Consider the following 16,133-nt stretch of genomic DNA (forward strand, 5'->3'; position numbering starts at 1 on the left):
AGGGATTTTTTGTTTGCACAAACCGCAACGTTCTTTTGTTTTAATTATTGTGAGAGGATGAAAATTATATAAGCACTCAAAAAAGTTCTGTAAAATATTTTAACAAGTATTGAGCTAACTTTCATCTATAATTTAATCAGTTGTGAAAACTGTTAAATTATTGATTTTCATTTTATATCATTCACATAAAACAAAAACATTTTGATTCTCAACCTAAAAAATACGTTTACCGAAATCGGAGAAACTACAGTTTTCGCCAAGAAGTTTTTTAAGGAGGTATTTATTCCGCCTTATGAGACCAAAGAGTTTTTAAAGCAATGTTACGTTATCGGTTATAAATCACTGCCTTTGGTAACGATTACGGGTTTTATTATGGGTTTGGTACTTACACTTCAATCCAGACCAACTCTGGTAAAATTTGGAGCCGAAAGCTGGCTGCCGGGAATGGTTGCTCTTTCCTTAATTAGAGAAATTGCTCCGGTAATTACAGCTTTGATCTGTGCGGGGAAAATTTCATCTGGAATTGGAGCCGAATTAGGATCTATGAAAGTGACCGAACAAATTGATGCTATGGAAGTATCAGCGGTGAATCCGTATAATTATTTGGTTGTAACGAGAGTTTTGGCTTGTACTTTAATGGTGCCGCTTTTAGTATTTTTTGCCGATGCAATTGGAATTGTAGGCGGATATGTGGGAATTAATATTCATGGAGACGTGAATTTTTACAGATATCTGACTCAAATTATTCAATCATTAGAATTTTTAGACGTGTTTCCTGCCACAATCAAAACATTTTTCTTCGGATTTTTTATCGGAATGATTGGATGTTTTAAGGGTTTTAATGCATCAAATGGAACAGAAAGTGTGGGTCAGGCAGCGAATTCTGCAGTTGTAACAGCATCATTAAGCATTTTTATAATTGATATGGTTGCCGTTCAAATAACCGATTTATTCTTTTAAAATATGACCAAAGAAAAACTACATAAAGAACCTAAAACAAAAGAAAAAGATCTAAAACCAATTATTGAGATTAAAGATCTGCACAAAACTTTTGGAAAAGATAATAAAGTCTTAAAAGGCGTAAATCTAACCTTAAATAAAGGAGAAGATTTAGTGGTTTTGGGACGATCAGGATCAGGAAAGTCTGTTACTATAAAATGCATCGTTGGTTTAATTGAACCCGATAAAGGTGAAATTAAAGTATTTGATGAAAACGTTCTTAATATTCCTAAAAATGAACTGAATGCCATTAGAGTAAGAATCGGTTTCTTATTTCAAAGCGGCGCTCTTTACGATTCGATGTCGGTTAGAGAAAATCTGTCTTTTACATTGACCAAACACAAACGTGATTTAAGTGCAGAAGAAATAGACAGTGAAGTAATGGAAGCTCTTGAAAATGTTGGTTTAGCCGATGCCGTCGACAAAATGCCTTCTGAACTTTCGGGTGGTATGAAAAAAAGAATCGGCTTGGCAAGAACTTTAATTTTAAAGCCTGAAATTATTTTATACGACGAACCTACAACAGGTTTGGATACGATAACATCAAGAGAAATTAGTGAATTGATTTTGGATATTAAACACAAACAAAAAACATCTGCAATCATTATAACACACGATATGGCCTGCGCAAAACTAACTGCCGATCGAATTATTGTTTTGAAAGAAGGTGTAATTCACGCTGAAGGAACATACGAAGAACTAGAAAAAGACGAAGACGAATGGGTACGCTCATTTTTTGAATAAAGCAAAATAAACAATAGAAATCATGGAAAAGCAATCGGGATATACTTGGAAATTAGGAATGTTTGTAACAATAGGTTTACTGCTTTTTGTAATGGCCATATATTTTATCGGAAAACAGAAAAACTTATTTGGTTCTACCTTTCATATAACTTCTCAGTTTAAAACTGTAAGTGGTTTGGAGGTTGGAAATAACGTTCGTTTTTCAGGAATTAATGTTGGAACAGTAGAACAGATTCAATTAAAAAATGACTCAACAGTAATCGTTGTTTTAGTAATGAAAGAAGATGTTCGAAAATTCATTAAAACAGACGCTACGGCAAGCATTGGTTCTGACGGATTAATGGGTGATAAAGTTTTGACTATTTCTCCTGGTGCAAAATCCCAAAAAATTGTTGAAGATAATGGTCAGCTTGCTTCTGTTGATGGAATTGAAATGCATGATATTATGAAGAGCGTTAAGAAAAGCGTTGACAATATTGGTGTGATTTCAGACGAGATAGCCATTTTTAGTCATAGTATGAACAATGGAAACGGTGCTTTAGCCAGATTGGTTAAAGATGATAAAATGGCCAACAGTGTTTCGAATACGCTTTCTAACCTTGAATCTGGAACAAAAGGTTTTAGTGATAATATGGAAGCTGCGAAAAGCAATTTCCTTTTAAGAGGTTATTACAAGAAAAAAGAGAAAGAAAAAGTTAAAAAACAAGAAGAAATAAAAGAGAAAAAAGAAGAACAACAAGAGAAAGCTCAAAAAGAAAAAGAGAAAAAGGAAAAAGAATTACAAGAGCAAAAAGAAAAAGAGGAAAAACAAAAACAGGAAGATGCTAAAAAAGCGGAAGAGAAGAAAAAGTAAATTCTAAATTTGAAATTTCAAATTCCAACTTTTCTGTTATTCATAACTTATTACTTTCAATAATAACTTATAACACATCATTATAATTTGAAACTCTTTTTACTATTAAATTTAACTGCTGTTTTTTAGACAGTAAAAACTTACAGTATATGCCTGCTTCATTTAAACATACCGCCATAAAAGCCTTAAAAATTACCGGAATTACGATTTCGGTTATTTTGTTTTTGCTATTTATAATTCCGCTGCTATTTCCTGGAAAAATTGCTTCGGAAGTAAAGAAAATTGCGAACGAACGTTTAGATACTAAACTGGACTTTACAAAATCTAAGCTTTCTTTTTTTACGCACTTCCCTTCGCTTACAGTTTCACTAGACGATTTATCGCTGACCGGTTCAAAACCATTTAGCAATGACACCTTATTAAAAGCCGATGAAGTTGCCTTTGGAATCAACCTAAAACGTCTATTGTTTGATAACGAAGTAAAAATCAACAAACTTTATGTTTCTGATGCTTTGATCAATGTAATGGTTAACGAAAAAGGTCAAGCCAATTATAATATATACATAGCCCCAGAAAACAGAGACGAGAAAAAAGATCCAAACGCACCAGAAGAAGGAACAGCAATTCGATTAGAAAGAATTGATTTAAAAAACTGTCACATAAAATATAACGATCGTTCGGCGAAGATTTTGGTTGATGCAAAAGGTTTTAATTATGTTGGAAAAGGAAATTTAAGTGAAGATATTTTTGATCTTGCAACAGATGCCAAAATTGATGAACTTGATTTCTTTTACGACAGAACGGGTTACATAAGAAAAAAAGAAGTGAGAGCCGATTTAATTACCAGAATCAATACAAACGCCCTTTCCTTTATTCTTCAAAAAAATGAATTACGAATCAATAAACTTCCTTTGAAATTCTCAGGGCTGTTTACCATTTTAAGAGATGGTTATAAAATTAATATCAAGGCAGCTTCAGAAAATACAACTGTAAAAGATTTACTTTCTGTTATGCCGCCAGAATATTTAACCTGGCTGGAAAAAACAGAAATCTCAGGAAAAAGTGACTTGCTCCTAACTTTTAAAGGAGATTACAATGTTCAGAAAAAACAGAAACCAAATTTAGCTTTCAATTTAAAAATCAATGAAGGTTCTGTAAATTATCAAGACGCACCCGTTCCATTGACCGATTTCCAAATGGATTTGAATGCGATGCTTCCGTCACTGGATACAGAGCAATTATTGGTCAACCTGAGAACATTGAAATTTAAAGTGGGCGAAAAAGATTATTTCAATGCCTATCTGCATAGTAAAGGTTTAAGCGAAATGGATATCAATGCCAGCGTAAAAGGCGCTTTGGATCTAGCTGTTGTCGATGCGGCTTTAGGTTTAAGCAGTTTTGATTTAAAAGGAATTTTGAAAACCGATATTCAGGCACGAGGTAAATTTAGTACTTCAAAAAAATTGTTTCCAAAAACAAAAGGCGGTATTTCATTGCGAAATGGCTGGCTTAAAACCGAATATTATCCAAATCCAATTACCAATATCACCTTTATTGCCAATATGCTGAATAAAGCAGGAACATATCAGGATTTGATTGTTGCCGTTGCGCCTGCTTCCTTTGTTTTTGAAGGAAGTCCGGTTTATGTAAACGCCACATTATCAGATTTTAGTGATTTGGCTTACAATGCAAAAATAAAAGGCGAATTAAATGTAGGCAGAATCTATCAGGTTTTCTCTCAAAAAGGCCTTGATTTAACTGGTTATGCAAAAGCGGATCTTTCGTTGAAAGGAAAACAAAGTTATGCTACAAACGGACAATATGATAAGTTAGACAATAGAGGAACTTTAATTTTAAAAAACATAAAAGCGACTTCTGAATTATTCCCGAAAGCCTTTTTTATCAAACAAGGAAATTTCCGTTTCCAAAATGAAAAAATGTGGTTTGAGAAATTTAATGCTTCTTATGGAAAATCGGATTTTGACATTAACGGTTATCTTTTAAATACTATAAATTACTTTTTAGAATCTAATGGAACTTTGAGCGGTAATTTCAACCTGAAATCAAAATTGATTAATGTTGACGAATTTATGGCACTAGAAAGTGGAGAAAATAAAGATCGAAAAACGGAAGTAGAATATGCCAAAGAAGATCATCCGAAAATGAGCGGTGTGGTTATGATTCCGAAAAATTTGAATGTGAGTTTAAACGCAAATGCCGATAAAGTAGAATACAACGGATTGAAATTTAACAAACTTACCGGAAAAACTGGTATTACAAAAGGTGGATTTTATTTAGAAAATGCTACCTTTAATATCATTGACTGCATTTTAGGGGTTGATGCTTCGTACAAGGATGAATCTCCTACATCTGCACATTTTGATGCTCATTTCCGTGCCAAAGATTTTGATGTACAAAGAGCTTACAAAGAAATTCCGATGTTCCATGATATGGTTACTGCAGCCGAAAAAGCTCACGGAATAATTTCTGTTGACTATAAAATCAAAGGTGATCTGGATGGAAATATGAGTCCAATTTACGAATCTCTTCAAGGAGGCGGAACGCTGAATTTACGAGACGTAAAAATTCAAGGCCTTAAATTGTTTGACGGAATAAGTTCTAAAACAGGACAAAACGGTTTAAACAATCCTGATATGAAAGGAATTGAAGTTAAATCTACAATAGATAAAAATCTTATAAATATTGAGCCATTTACCTTTACTGTGGCTGGTTTTAAACCTACAGTTAAAGGAACTACAAGCTTTGACGGACTTTTGGATCTTAGAATGCGTCTGGGTCTTCCTCTTTTCGGACTTATTGGTTTTCCAATTGTTATCACAGGAACACACGACGCTCCAAAAATTAAAATATTTAGTAAAACGGGTCAGGAAATTAATCCTGCTGTTTACGACGAAAAAAATAATAAAGTCGTTCGAAAAGAAAAAGTAAGCAAATCCAAAACAAAATCGTAATGGAATCTAAATCTCAAAATAAAAGCAGTGCATTCGAAAAGTTTGCGACCAAAGTTTCCAAAGCAGCGGGAAGCACGACTGCTTTTATTGGAGCATTTATTATTGTTATTGCATCGGCAGTTTCTGGTCCTATTTTCAATTATTCTGAAACCTGGCAGCTGGTAATTAATACCGGAACAACCATTATTACATTTTTGATGGTTTTCTTGATTCAGAAAGCGCAGAATAAAGATTCGCTTGCCATTCAGCTTAAACTAAATGAACTCGTTGCTTCTAGTGAATCATCCAGCAATAGTCTTGTTGATATAGAAAGTATGACGGAGGAAGAAATGATTATCATTCAAAAATATTACCACCGATTAAGTGAACTGGCTAAAAAAGAACAAAGCATCAGAACTTCGCATTCTATTGCCGAAGCACATGAACTTCACAATCGGAAACAGAAAAAGAACGATAAACCAGTATCCACAAAAACAAGCAAAACTGCTACTAAGGACACTGCAAAAAATACTCCCAAAAACAACTCTAAAAACACAACCAAAAAATGAAATTAAGCTCTGCAGAAACATACTGGCCGATAAAAAATGCCATGAAGCAAAGTTATCCTTCAATCGATTCAGATACCACTACTGATATCTTGATTATTGGCGGAGGCATTACTGGAGCGTTGATGGCTTATAAACTAATCAACGAAGGAAAAAAAATAGTTCTCATAGACCGTCGCGATGTTTGTGGCGGCAGTACATCTGGCAGTACGGCATTATTGCAATATGAAATTGATGTGCCGCTTCACCAGCTTATTAAACTACGCGGAGTAAAATGTGCCGTCGAAAGTTATCAAAATGGTAAAAAAGCCATTTTTGAACTTCGCAACATTATTGACACCGTAGGAAGTGATTGTGATTTTGAGTTTAAAAAAAGCATCCATTTTACAACCTTAAAAAAAGATGTTCCTTATTTAAAGAATGAATTTAAAGTTCGGAAACAGCACGGTTTTGAAATTAGCTGGCTCAATAGAACTGATCTGCAAAAAATGGGTTTAAAAGCCATTGCGGCCATAGAATCTAAAACTGCTGCAGTAATGGATCCTTTTAAACTTGCAAGTGATTTATTATTTCATTGTCATGAAAAAGGAATGCAGATTTTCGATCGAACAAATGTAACTTCCATACAGCATCAAAAAGGTAAAATCATCGCTGTAACCGACTCAAAACACACTATAACTGCCTCACACATTATACATTGCACTGGTTATGAAAGTACAGAAACTTTAACAGAAAAAGTTGTTGACCTAAAAAGCACCTATGTTATTGCTTCTGAAAGTCAGCCTGATCTTCCTGAGAGTTTTAAACATGCTATATTTTGGGATACGGCCTCACCTTATCATTACATTAGAACTACCGAAGACAACCGCATCATTATGGGTGGCGGCGACGAAGATTTTAAAGATACTACGAAACGTGATAAATTAATTCCAAAAAAAGAAGAGTATCTCTTAAAACATTTTTCCAAAAGATTTCCAGATCTTGATTTTAAAATTGATTATTCGTGGGCGGGAACTTTTGGAGAAACTAAAGATGGACTTCCCTATTTCGGAAAACCAAATCCGAGAAAAAACGAACATTATATTTTAGGTTTCGGAGGAAACGGAATTACTTTCAGCGTGATCGGAATGAATTCTATTCTGGATTCTCTGCGCGGCAAAAAAAACACAGATTTAGAGTATTATAGGTTTGGGAGATGATTTTCTTTCTATAGGACAAAGGTTCAGAGGTGCAAAGTGACAAAGGTTTAAATCTTTGCACCTTTGAACCTCTGCACCTTTGAACCTCTTTTAAAGAACCAACTCCATCTGTATATTACATCGCTTATACGGTGTTGAAATTCCAAATACTTTTTCAAAACCTAATTTGTAATACAAGTTTATTGCAGGTTTTAAGATAGTGTTGCTTTCTAAGTATATCTTTTTCGCCCCAAGATCTTTAGCTTTATTTACAATTGCTTTTCCTAAAAGCCAGCCAATATTTTTGCCCTGTGCTTTTGGTGAAACGGCCATTTTAGCCATTTCAAAATCATATTCGCTGTTTTGCATTTTTATAAGAGCACAGACGCCAACTGGTTCATTTTGATGTAAAGCCACTAAAATTTTTCCTCCTTTATCCAAAATATAACTCTCGGGGTTACCCAGTGCTTTATAATCAGCTTCTTCCATTTCGAAATAAGTAGAAATCCATTCCACATTCAAAGATTTAAACGCTTCTTTATACTCTGGTTTATATTCGACCATTTCTACATCTTTGCTTTCGCGGATTTTCTTCTGATCATTTACTCTTTTAAATAATGATTTTTGCTGCAATAAAAATTCCCATTCTTCCATGGCTGCCCAAAGATTGTGTTTGGCTTCAGCAATTAAACCTTCAACAGCTACATCAATATCTAATAATTGTTGTGTAAGTTTCTTCGAAATCAAAATCCCTTTATCGGTTAAAACAACATTATTTTTGCGTTTATCGTCTGTTTTTACACTTTCCTCCAGTATTCCAGCTCCAACCATTTCCTGAATAATTTTACTTACAGACGGCTGAGAATGACCAATTTCATTTGCAATTTCTGTAATCGTCAGTTCTCTCTCTTCTGCAATGGTATAAAACACGGGAAACCATTTCGGATTAAAATCGACTCCATACAATTCATAAATCTTTGAAGCATCATCTGTAAAACTTGCTGTCATTAAACGTAAACGGCTGCCTAAAGCCACTTTGCCAACTTTATTAAAAAACTCCATAACAATAATTAATTACATAACTAGTTATGCAAATTTATAAAAAAAATCTTTACAAAAAGATTTTTTTAGGTTCAAAGCTACAAAGGGTCATAGGTACAAAGTTGGAACACTTTGACTTTTAATTAAATATTGGAGCTTAAAAAGCTAAGATTATAAATGCCAGGTTTTTTAGTGAAATCTAAAAACTAGACGTTTAGAATCTTAGCGCTTTTGTGTATATATCTTGCTTATAAGCTAGCGACATTATTTATTTATAATTTCACGTTCAAAGGAGTATTATATTCGCAATTTAAAACCTTTGCAACTTGAGTCTTTGAACCTTTGCAACTACGCAGTAATTGCCAGCGAATTCAAGTTAAACTTATATTCTTTTGGGCTGCAGTTAAATTTTTGTTTGAAAATTTTAGAGAAATAACTTCTGCTGGTAAAACCAATGCAATACACTATTTCTGAAATATTTAGATCTGATGTTCGAATTAAAATTTCAGCTTTTAAAACTCTCATATGTGTAATATAGTCGTTGACCGTACGATTGTGAATCATTTTAAAACCTTCTTGAAGTTTGTTTGGAGACAAACCAGATTTTTTACTTAGAGATTTAATAGAAAAAGCTTCTTCTGGGCTTGCTTTAATAAATTCTGAAAGCTCTTTAATTTCTTCCATTTCTCTTAAAGTCAATCCGCTTGATTCATTTGCAAAAGCATGTAAATCGTCTGAATGCTGTTGAATTTCCATTGCCAGAATAATTCTCATAATTCCCTCTTTCAATAAATTGCGAACAATTCCAGTCTGGGTAATTGAATTAAGCTGTTCAATTTTTTCTGCAATTTGTAAATTATAAGAACCGATATAAAAGAAATCCTGAACAAGATTGTTTTCAAAAAAAGTATCTTTTACTCTTTGGTTTAAAGAATGCAATTGCGATTTGGCATCAACTTGAGTGCCCACTATAATTAAAGTCAGTTTTGTTTTCTTTCCTTTTTCAAAAAATAAAACATTATCCTGATTTTGTTTTGAAGTAACAATTGCAGTTTGAAAAGTTTTTAATTTTCTTTCTTCGCCGTTTAGTCCAAAACTGTGTGATAAACTTCCTTTAGAACAATACGCAAAATATATAGGTGACGATTTTACATTTAAAATATCCAATCTGACATCACTTGAAAATGTCATATCAAATTGAACATATGAAATATTATCATTGAAAGAAGCGCCGATAATCGAACCTTCTGCAAAACTATTTTCAACTTCAAGTGTATATTCGTCTAAGTCAAAAGTCACTTTTCCACCAAAGTTAGTATGAAGTTCATCAAATATATTTTGAGTTTTTTCTGTATTTATAGTAACAATTTTCATGGTGACTAGATTTAAATTCTATAATTTGCTATTCAGATTTAAAAGAGGTTCAGGTACTGCATGCTCTACAAATCTGAAATTCAAAGTTCGTGTAAACACAAACCAAAAATGTTATATAATTTTATCGTTTTGTTTTATAATTCCTTATAAATGATTATTTTAACAAATACAAAAAAATCACGTTATTAAAATATGAAAAGCTTTTCCTTTCCACCAGTTAGTTCTAAAGATTCTAAAATACTGATTTTAGGCACAATGCCTGGAACAAAATCATTAGAACTCAATCAATATTACGGTCATAACCAGAACAACTTTTGGAAATTTATGTTCACTATATTAGGAGAAGAATTTTCACAAGATTATGAAACTAGAAAAAAATTGCTCCTTAAAAACAATATTGCTCTTTGGGATGTCTTACAATTTTGCGATCGAGTTGGGAGTTTAGACAGCGCCATTAAAAATGAAATTGCAAATGATTTTGAAAATTTTCTAAAAAGTCATCCTCAAATAGAGTACATATTTTTTAATGGACAGAAAGCTGCAGCATTTTTTAAAAAATATGTTCACTTAGAAAAGGATTATAAAAAAATGACGCTTCCATCGACTAGTCCAGCCAATGCCAGCAAGGCTTTTAAAAATAAACTGGAAGAATGGAATATCATTCAGACCTTATTATAAGGCATGAATTTTATAGAATTAAATAGTAAATATTGGAATCATGTAACTTTTTCCTTTTAAAATATAACAAATTGTAGCCGCTCTAAAAGTAATTTTACATCGTAGAAAACAAAGAAAAATAAGCCCTGTTGAAAATTTGATTAACGAAAAGGAAAGGCTTTCTTCTTATTAAAATTACTTAACAAACTTTAACGAGTTTAGATTATAAAGAGAACATTGGTTATGTTAGTTTATTTTTGGGAAAAAGCTGCTCTATAATTTTATAGAGCAGCTTTGTTTTTATACGATACTTAAAACGAAAAAAACATGAAAATTCAGACCTATTACAATCATATACGATTTTACACACCGCACCATTTTATATATTATCCTATTTTAATATTATTTTTAATCGCCAGCATTTATCTTGCTGTAACGACAGACGAACATTTAATCTGGGGATTTATAAGCGTTGTTTTTATATTTTTATTTGCTTTGGCTTTTATGCTGCGCCAGCATTATGCACTTACGCTTCAAAATAGAATTGTACGTTTAGAAATGCGCTATCGTTATTTCTCTTTAACAGGAAAAAGATTTGAAGATTTTGAATACAAACTTACAGACGATCAAATATTTGCCTTAAGATTCGCACCAGACACTGAACTAATTCAGCTTGTAGATGATGTTTTAAAAAACAATTTAAGCGGAGACGCCATCAAAAAAGCAATTGTACACTGGAAAGCAGATTATCATAGAGTTTAGGAGCAAAGGTTCAGAGGTTCAGAGGTTCAAAGGGACAAAGGTTTTAAAGACGCACATTGCGTCTTTTTTTATTCCATAAATCAATAAAGCCTCATAACCTATGAACCTATGAAACTCTGAACCTTTGAACCTTTGAACCTCAGAACCTTTGAACCTTTGAACCTTTGAACCTCTCAACCTCTGAACCTCAACTGAGTATTTTATTGATAATCAGAACACAAAAAATAAAAATGAAGGATTATTTTTACTAACTTTATTGTTAAATATTTCCTAACCAAAATTTAAAAAACTAATCTGATGAAAAAATTATTTGTTTTTTTGGTACTGACGCTCTTTTGGATTCCGTTAAAAGCTCAAACAACTGCAGAAAATATTTCAACCCAAAGTACAGCATCTTTTAAAACTGAAAATGAAGATTTGCAAGACAATTATGCCGACGATCTTCCGTGGCATGCGAGACGGTTCAAGGTAACTGCGGGTGCTTTTTTTCCTGTAAATAATACTGAGGTTGAAGTTGGAAGCAATAATGGAAACTTTGGAAATCTAATTGATTTTGAGAACGATCTCGGATTTAATAAAAGTTCTGTTTCCTTCTTTGGAACTTTTGAATGGAGAATCTCAAGAAGGTCAAGACTTGGAGCAGAATATTATTATTTAAGCAGAAGTTCTACCAAAACACTTCAGAGAGAAATTGAATTTAGGGATCACGTTTATCCTGTAAATGCCACAGTTTCGGCTTTTATGGATAATCACATTGGAAGAATTACCTACGGTTATGCCTTTATATCAAAACCAAAATATGAAATTGGAGCTCTTATTGGGGCGCATGTTTTATTTGGAGATATCGGAATGAGATTAGAGGGAGCAACAATTGAAGCAGAATATAAAGATAATTTTAATTTTACTGCGCCTCTACCGGATGTCGGAATTTGGGGAGAATTTGTATTGGGCAGAAAAGTCGGCTTATATGCTAACTTTAACTATTTTGCGATTAAAATCGATGATTTTGATGGAAGATTATTGAGTTATAATTTATCTGTTTTATATAATGTTTACGAAAATTTTAGTCTGACAGCTGGATATACAGGATTAAACATAAGAGTTGATATGGAAAAAGAAAGACTAAATGGTTTCTTTAAATGGGGTTATAATGGTCCGACTTTAACTGCAACTTATAGTTTTGGAAATCATGTTAAGCTTTATAAAAATTAATTTTTTAAAGGTGCTACGTTTTTTACCGCAAAGACACAAAGGGTAGCGCAAAGTTCGCTAAGTTTTTTGAGCTTGATGGAATAATCTCGCAAAGTCGCAAAGTTTTATATTCTTTGCGATTTTGCGACTTTGCGAGATTAATTTTTACACAAAGCTTTGCGAACTTTGCATTTTTATAAAACCTAGCGGATAAAAAAAATCTTTGCGCACTTTGCGATAAAACTATCCACAAAGACAAAAAACTTGAAACCTGAAACTTGAAACAAAAAAATATAAAAACAAACCCGATAACTGCTCTGCTATCGGGTTTACTGCTAAACTTAAACTTAATTAACTCAAAATAAAACTCAACTAATTTATTTCTCGATTGGAGAAAATTTTATTGCTGTTCCTCCGCCAGCTGCCAACTTGATATTTAATATGGTTGTGTTGTTTACTTTTTGTTTAGAGATTGTAACTGGATACGGATTAGTTTTATAATTTGCTCCAGCTCCGTCTGCGTAAATTGCTGCTTCGTATTCTTTGTCTTTGTCTAAAAACGATAACGTCACTTTTAAATCCCTGGCACTTCTATTTGTAATAGAACCCAAATACCAGTTTTTCTCATCCCAGTCTTTACGGGCAATTGTAGTGTATTCACCAATTTTAGAATCTAAAAATTTGGTATCAGACCAAGTGCATGGAACATCTTTTACAAATTGAAATTCTGGTTTTCCTTCATAATTCTCTGGTAAATCGGAAGCCATTTGCAGCGGACTAAAAATAATTACATATAACGCCAATTGATTCGCTAAAGTAGTCTGCACTTTTGCCCCAGAAGGCGTTTTATAATCAAAATTAAAATTCCCAGGCGTGTAATCAAAAGGTCCAGAAAGCATTCTGGTAAAAGGAAGCGTCGTTAAATGCTCTGGTGTATTTCCTCCATCTCCAGACCACGCATTGTATTCCTGCCCTCTTCCGCCTTCCTGCGACATAAAGTTGGGATAGGTACGCTGTAAACCTGTTCCTTTCATCGGTTCGTGGTTATCAATCATAATATGATATTTAGCAGCTGTTTCAATTACTTTTCTGTAATGACGCGCTCCATACTGGCTGTCGTGCCATTCTTTTTTATCTAAATATTTATTCACATAACCCGTTTTAACTGAATTCACGCCCATTTTTTGATACAGTTTAAAAGCATCTTCTAACTGACTTTCGTAGTTTTTGGTTGCTCCAGCCGTTTCATGATGTCCAATTAAACGAACATTTTTTATAGCAGCATATTTTGTGATTTCTTCCAAATTAAAATCTGGATATGCTTTTACAAAACTAAATGCAGAACCGTCTGCAGTCCAATCGCCATCCCAGCCTTCATTCCAGCCTTCAACTAGAACTCCATCAAAACCATTTTTCGCTGCAAAATCGATGTACTCTTTTGTGTTTTTGGTTGTTGCACCATGTTTGGCTCCTTGTCCCCAAGTGTATTTTTCTAAATGCATTCCCCACCAGATTCCAATATATTTTGAAGGCGTAATCCAAGAAAGATCTTCAATCTTTGATGGTTCATTTAAATTCAGCATAATAGTTGAAGCTGCCACTTCTCCAGGATTCTTACCTACTACAATCGTTCTCCAAGGCGTTTTAAAAGGTGTTTCTGCATAAACTTTTACGCCATCTGCCCACGGCACTAAATCACTTTTGTATTGTTTGTCTGTAGTTTTTAAAAGTGTCATTGAGGCAAAATCGGTTAAATTGGCTTCGTGAATAGCTACATACAATTTATCTTTTGTTTCAAAAGTTGCAGGAGTATTAATAGTATCGGTCTTACTCATTAACGTTTTGCGGTATTCACTTTCATAATAACTGTTTTCACGGTGAACTGGAATCCACCAAACTTCATTATTATCCTTGAAAGTAAATTGCGTTACTTCATTAGAAATTTTGACTTTTCCTAGATTAGGCTGTTTCGGAAATTCATAACGAAAACCCAAACCATCATCAAAAACTCTAAAGATAATATCAACCAAACGCTCCTCACCTTTTGTTTCTTTTAGATGAACAATTAGTTCGTTATGGTGGTCCCTGACTTTTTTGAATTCGCCCCAAGGCTGTTCCCAAGTTTCGTCTGCCGATTTTTCTTCTGTGGATACTACTTCAAAACCTTCTGTCATTTTTGGCAGGCCTTGAAATTCGAATCCCAGAAGAGAAGGTTCAATAACCGATTTTCCGTTAGAAGAAAAACTATACTGCGGCTGTCCCGATGGTGTTAATTCAAAAGTTAATTCGGAGATTTTTTCAGGAGAACTGATTTTATACGTTTTTTTAGTACTGCAGGCAAAAATCAGCATTGATGCCAGTGCCATGAGGCAGTATCTATATGTTTTGTTTTTCATTATTTAATTGTATTAATTACAGCTCTATTTAATTTCGCTCAATATTTGTTTTGCTCTTGCTGACTGCATGGAAACAAAATAATTGAACGCTTGATCGAGTTTTTTCTGGGCTTCTACATTTCCTTTTTTCTGTACGCGTAAATCATACAATTTGCTGATTTCTGTAAACACATTTTCTGAGTTTGTCACTCCGGCAAATGCTTTTATCTTTTCTACATAAGAATATCCAAATTCGACTGTTGGTTCGAACATTGTTCCTTCTCCGAAATCATTCCAAGTAATAAGCTGCAGGTAATCTACATTTGCATTTTTTGCTAATGAAAGTGTTGCATCCAATGTCGCTCCGTTATTATGCTCTATTGTCCAGCCAATTGCCGCTCCGCCTCCGCCTTCGGCATAAAAATCTTTAAAGCCAGGATAAGCACTTCCCATCGCAACTCCTAATTTTGGTTTGGTATTCGTATAAAAATTAGTCAGGAAACTATTGTCTTTATACACCCATGCGTACTCTCCAGCTGCGTTCTCCCCTGCTTTTACAGAATGATCCCAAAGTGTCAGGAATGTTGGTTTTGTAGTTAAGGTATTGAACACGTTTGTCCATTCTGCAGGAGTCTGCAAAACAATTGGACCGAAATTCATTAACAGAGGTTTTCCATTAATTTTAATATAATTAGCATCAGTAAAATAATTATTTTGTACATAAGCTAAATCTGTTTTTGCTGCACTTGCTACCGAAATTGCTTTTCCTGCATTTACAACATTCGTTAAAAATCGGTCTTCGTATACAATTGCATATTCTAAACCTACTTTGTCCAGCATTTCAATTAACTGCTCGGTATTTTCTTTGACCATTCTATAATCGTTTACATCATAAGTGCCGTACCAGTCAATGAGAATTCCATCAATTCCTGAATATTTCATCAATAATAAATGATTTTCAATCACATTTTTATCACCTGAGTGATAAGGTCCAATCAGCGGATAATAATAAGATGCTATTTCTCTTCGGCCGTTTGTTCCTATATTGTTCGGATTTTTGTTTGCCATTGTCCAATGATAACCCCATTTTTTATCGGCACTGCTTTCATTGGTTTCAAACCACGGCATATAATGCATATAAATTTTGGTACTGTTGGTTTTCTCAATCGCAACAGGTTTTACTACTTCTGGTTCTACTGGTTTATCTGAACCTTTGTCATCGCTGCTGCATCCGGCAACCATCACAATATTCATTAAACCAAAAACCATCGCTGTGATATATCTTTTCATACTGATTTGTATTATTTATTTAGAACTCTTATTTGCAAGTTTTTTTACTTCTAATAACTCTCGCTGTAAGATCATTTGAAGATTTATACTATAGTCCCGGCGGGACAAAATATTATAGAAAATATTTATACATAATGTCAAAAGAACCCCAG

Annotated in this window: 13 protein-coding genes; 9 read left to right on the forward strand and 4 right to left on the reverse strand. The window is 33.5% G+C overall.

Annotation, left to right across the window (positions count from 1 at the left end; genetic code table 11):
* Positions 1–201 precede the first annotated feature (201 nt).
* From BSF42_RS16565 to BSF42_RS16590, 6 genes are all read left to right on the forward strand, one after another.
* Positions 202–960, forward strand: coding sequence for an ABC transporter permease (locus BSF42_RS16565; protein ID WP_095954207.1), 759 nt, complete (start codon positions 202–204; stop codon positions 958–960).
* 3 nt (positions 961–963) lie between these two features.
* Positions 964–1,743, forward strand: coding sequence for an ABC transporter ATP-binding protein (locus BSF42_RS16570; protein ID WP_095954208.1), 780 nt, complete (start codon positions 964–966; stop codon positions 1,741–1,743).
* Positions 1,744–1,765: 22 nt separating this feature from the next.
* Positions 1,766–2,596, forward strand: a complete 831-nt coding sequence (locus BSF42_RS16575) for an MlaD family protein (protein ID WP_095954209.1) — start codon at positions 1,766–1,768, stop codon at positions 2,594–2,596.
* A 149-nt stretch (positions 2,597–2,745) separates the two neighbouring features.
* Positions 2,746–5,568, forward strand: coding sequence for an AsmA family protein (locus tag BSF42_RS16580; protein WP_095954210.1), 2,823 nt, complete (start codon positions 2,746–2,748; stop codon positions 5,566–5,568).
* On the forward strand, positions 5,568–6,116 hold the full coding sequence (locus tag BSF42_RS16585) for a low affinity iron permease family protein (protein ID WP_095954211.1): 549 nt from the start codon (positions 5,568–5,570) through the stop codon (positions 6,114–6,116). The genes BSF42_RS16580 and BSF42_RS16585 overlap by 1 nt, the downstream gene beginning before the upstream one ends.
* Positions 6,113–7,312, forward strand: a complete 1,200-nt coding sequence (locus BSF42_RS16590; protein ID WP_095954212.1) for an FAD-binding oxidoreductase — start codon at positions 6,113–6,115, stop codon at positions 7,310–7,312. Before BSF42_RS16585 ends, BSF42_RS16590 begins: the two co-directional genes overlap by 4 nt.
* A 90-nt stretch (positions 7,313–7,402) precedes the next feature.
* On the opposite strand, the gene BSF42_RS16595 is transcribed toward BSF42_RS16590, so the two are convergent.
* Together BSF42_RS16595 and BSF42_RS16600 are read right to left on the reverse strand one after the other, a co-directional pair.
* Complete coding sequence (locus BSF42_RS16595; protein WP_095954213.1) at positions 7,403–8,353, reverse strand: bifunctional helix-turn-helix transcriptional regulator/GNAT family N-acetyltransferase; 951 nt, start codon at positions 8,351–8,353, stop codon at positions 7,403–7,405.
* Positions 8,354–8,680: 327 nt separating this feature from the next.
* Positions 8,681–9,706, reverse strand: a complete 1,026-nt coding sequence (locus tag BSF42_RS16600) for an AraC family transcriptional regulator (RefSeq protein ID WP_095954214.1) — start codon at positions 9,704–9,706, stop codon at positions 8,681–8,683.
* Between the two features lie 192 nt (positions 9,707–9,898).
* Here BSF42_RS16600 and BSF42_RS16605 point away from each other — a divergent pair, with 192 nt between their 5' ends.
* The 3 genes from BSF42_RS16605 (at position 9,899) to BSF42_RS16615 (ending at position 12,337) form a co-directional block, all read left to right on the forward strand.
* Positions 9,899–10,384, forward strand: coding sequence for a DNA-deoxyinosine glycosylase (locus BSF42_RS16605; protein ID WP_095954215.1), 486 nt, complete (start codon positions 9,899–9,901; stop codon positions 10,382–10,384).
* A gap of 306 nt (positions 10,385–10,690) precedes the next feature.
* On the forward strand, positions 10,691–11,125 hold the full coding sequence (locus BSF42_RS16610; RefSeq protein WP_095954216.1) for a DUF6526 family protein: 435 nt from the start codon (positions 10,691–10,693) through the stop codon (positions 11,123–11,125).
* 297 nt (positions 11,126–11,422) lie between these two features.
* On the forward strand, positions 11,423–12,337 hold the full coding sequence (locus tag BSF42_RS16615) for a hypothetical protein (protein ID WP_095954217.1): 915 nt from the start codon (positions 11,423–11,425) through the stop codon (positions 12,335–12,337).
* A gap of 356 nt (positions 12,338–12,693) precedes the next feature.
* Here the strand turns inward: BSF42_RS16615 and BSF42_RS16620 are convergent, their stop codons facing one another.
* On the reverse strand, positions 12,694–14,712 hold the full coding sequence (locus tag BSF42_RS16620) for a glycoside hydrolase family 97 protein (protein WP_095954218.1): 2,019 nt from the start codon (positions 14,710–14,712) through the stop codon (positions 12,694–12,696).
* Between the two features lie 24 nt (positions 14,713–14,736).
* Entirely contained in the window at positions 14,737–15,981 is a 1,245-nt protein-coding gene (locus BSF42_RS16625; RefSeq protein ID WP_095954219.1) for a glycoside hydrolase family 71/99-like protein, read from the reverse strand.
* Positions 15,982–16,133: the final 152 nt, after the last annotated feature.

Origin of the sequence: Flavobacterium sp. ACN6, from assembly GCF_002304005.1 — a bacterium.
GTDB lineage: Bacteria > Bacteroidota > Bacteroidia > Flavobacteriales > Flavobacteriaceae > Flavobacterium.

Excerpts from the sequence above, each read along its gene's own strand:
- BSF42_RS16605 (WP_095954215.1), top strand. The coding sequence starts at position 9,899 with ATGAAAAGCTTTTCCTTTCCACCAGTTAGTTCTAAAGATTCTAAAATA.
- BSF42_RS16570 (WP_095954208.1), top strand. The coding sequence starts at position 964 with ATGACCAAAGAAAAACTACATAAAGAACCTAAAACAAAAGAAAAAGAT.
- BSF42_RS16610 (WP_095954216.1), top strand. The coding sequence starts at position 10,691 with ATGAAAATTCAGACCTATTACAATCATATACGATTTTACACACCGCAC.
- BSF42_RS16625 (WP_095954219.1), bottom strand. The coding sequence starts at position 15,981 with ATGAAAAGATATATCACAGCGATGGTTTTTGGTTTAATGAATATTGTG.
- BSF42_RS16595 (WP_095954213.1), bottom strand. The coding sequence starts at position 8,353 with ATGGAGTTTTTTAATAAAGTTGGCAAAGTGGCTTTAGGCAGCCGTTTA.
- BSF42_RS16615 (WP_095954217.1), top strand. The coding sequence starts at position 11,423 with ATGAAAAAATTATTTGTTTTTTTGGTACTGACGCTCTTTTGGATTCCG.
- BSF42_RS16575 (WP_095954209.1), top strand. The coding sequence starts at position 1,766 with ATGGAAAAGCAATCGGGATATACTTGGAAATTAGGAATGTTTGTAACA.
- BSF42_RS16620 (WP_095954218.1), bottom strand. The coding sequence starts at position 14,712 with ATGAAAAACAAAACATATAGATACTGCCTCATGGCACTGGCATCAATG.
- BSF42_RS16585 (WP_095954211.1), top strand. The coding sequence starts at position 5,568 with ATGGAATCTAAATCTCAAAATAAAAGCAGTGCATTCGAAAAGTTTGCG.
- BSF42_RS16580 (WP_095954210.1), top strand. The coding sequence starts at position 2,746 with ATGCCTGCTTCATTTAAACATACCGCCATAAAAGCCTTAAAAATTACC.
- BSF42_RS16590 (WP_095954212.1), top strand. The coding sequence starts at position 6,113 with ATGAAATTAAGCTCTGCAGAAACATACTGGCCGATAAAAAATGCCATG.
- BSF42_RS16600 (WP_095954214.1), bottom strand. The coding sequence starts at position 9,706 with ATGAAAATTGTTACTATAAATACAGAAAAAACTCAAAATATATTTGAT.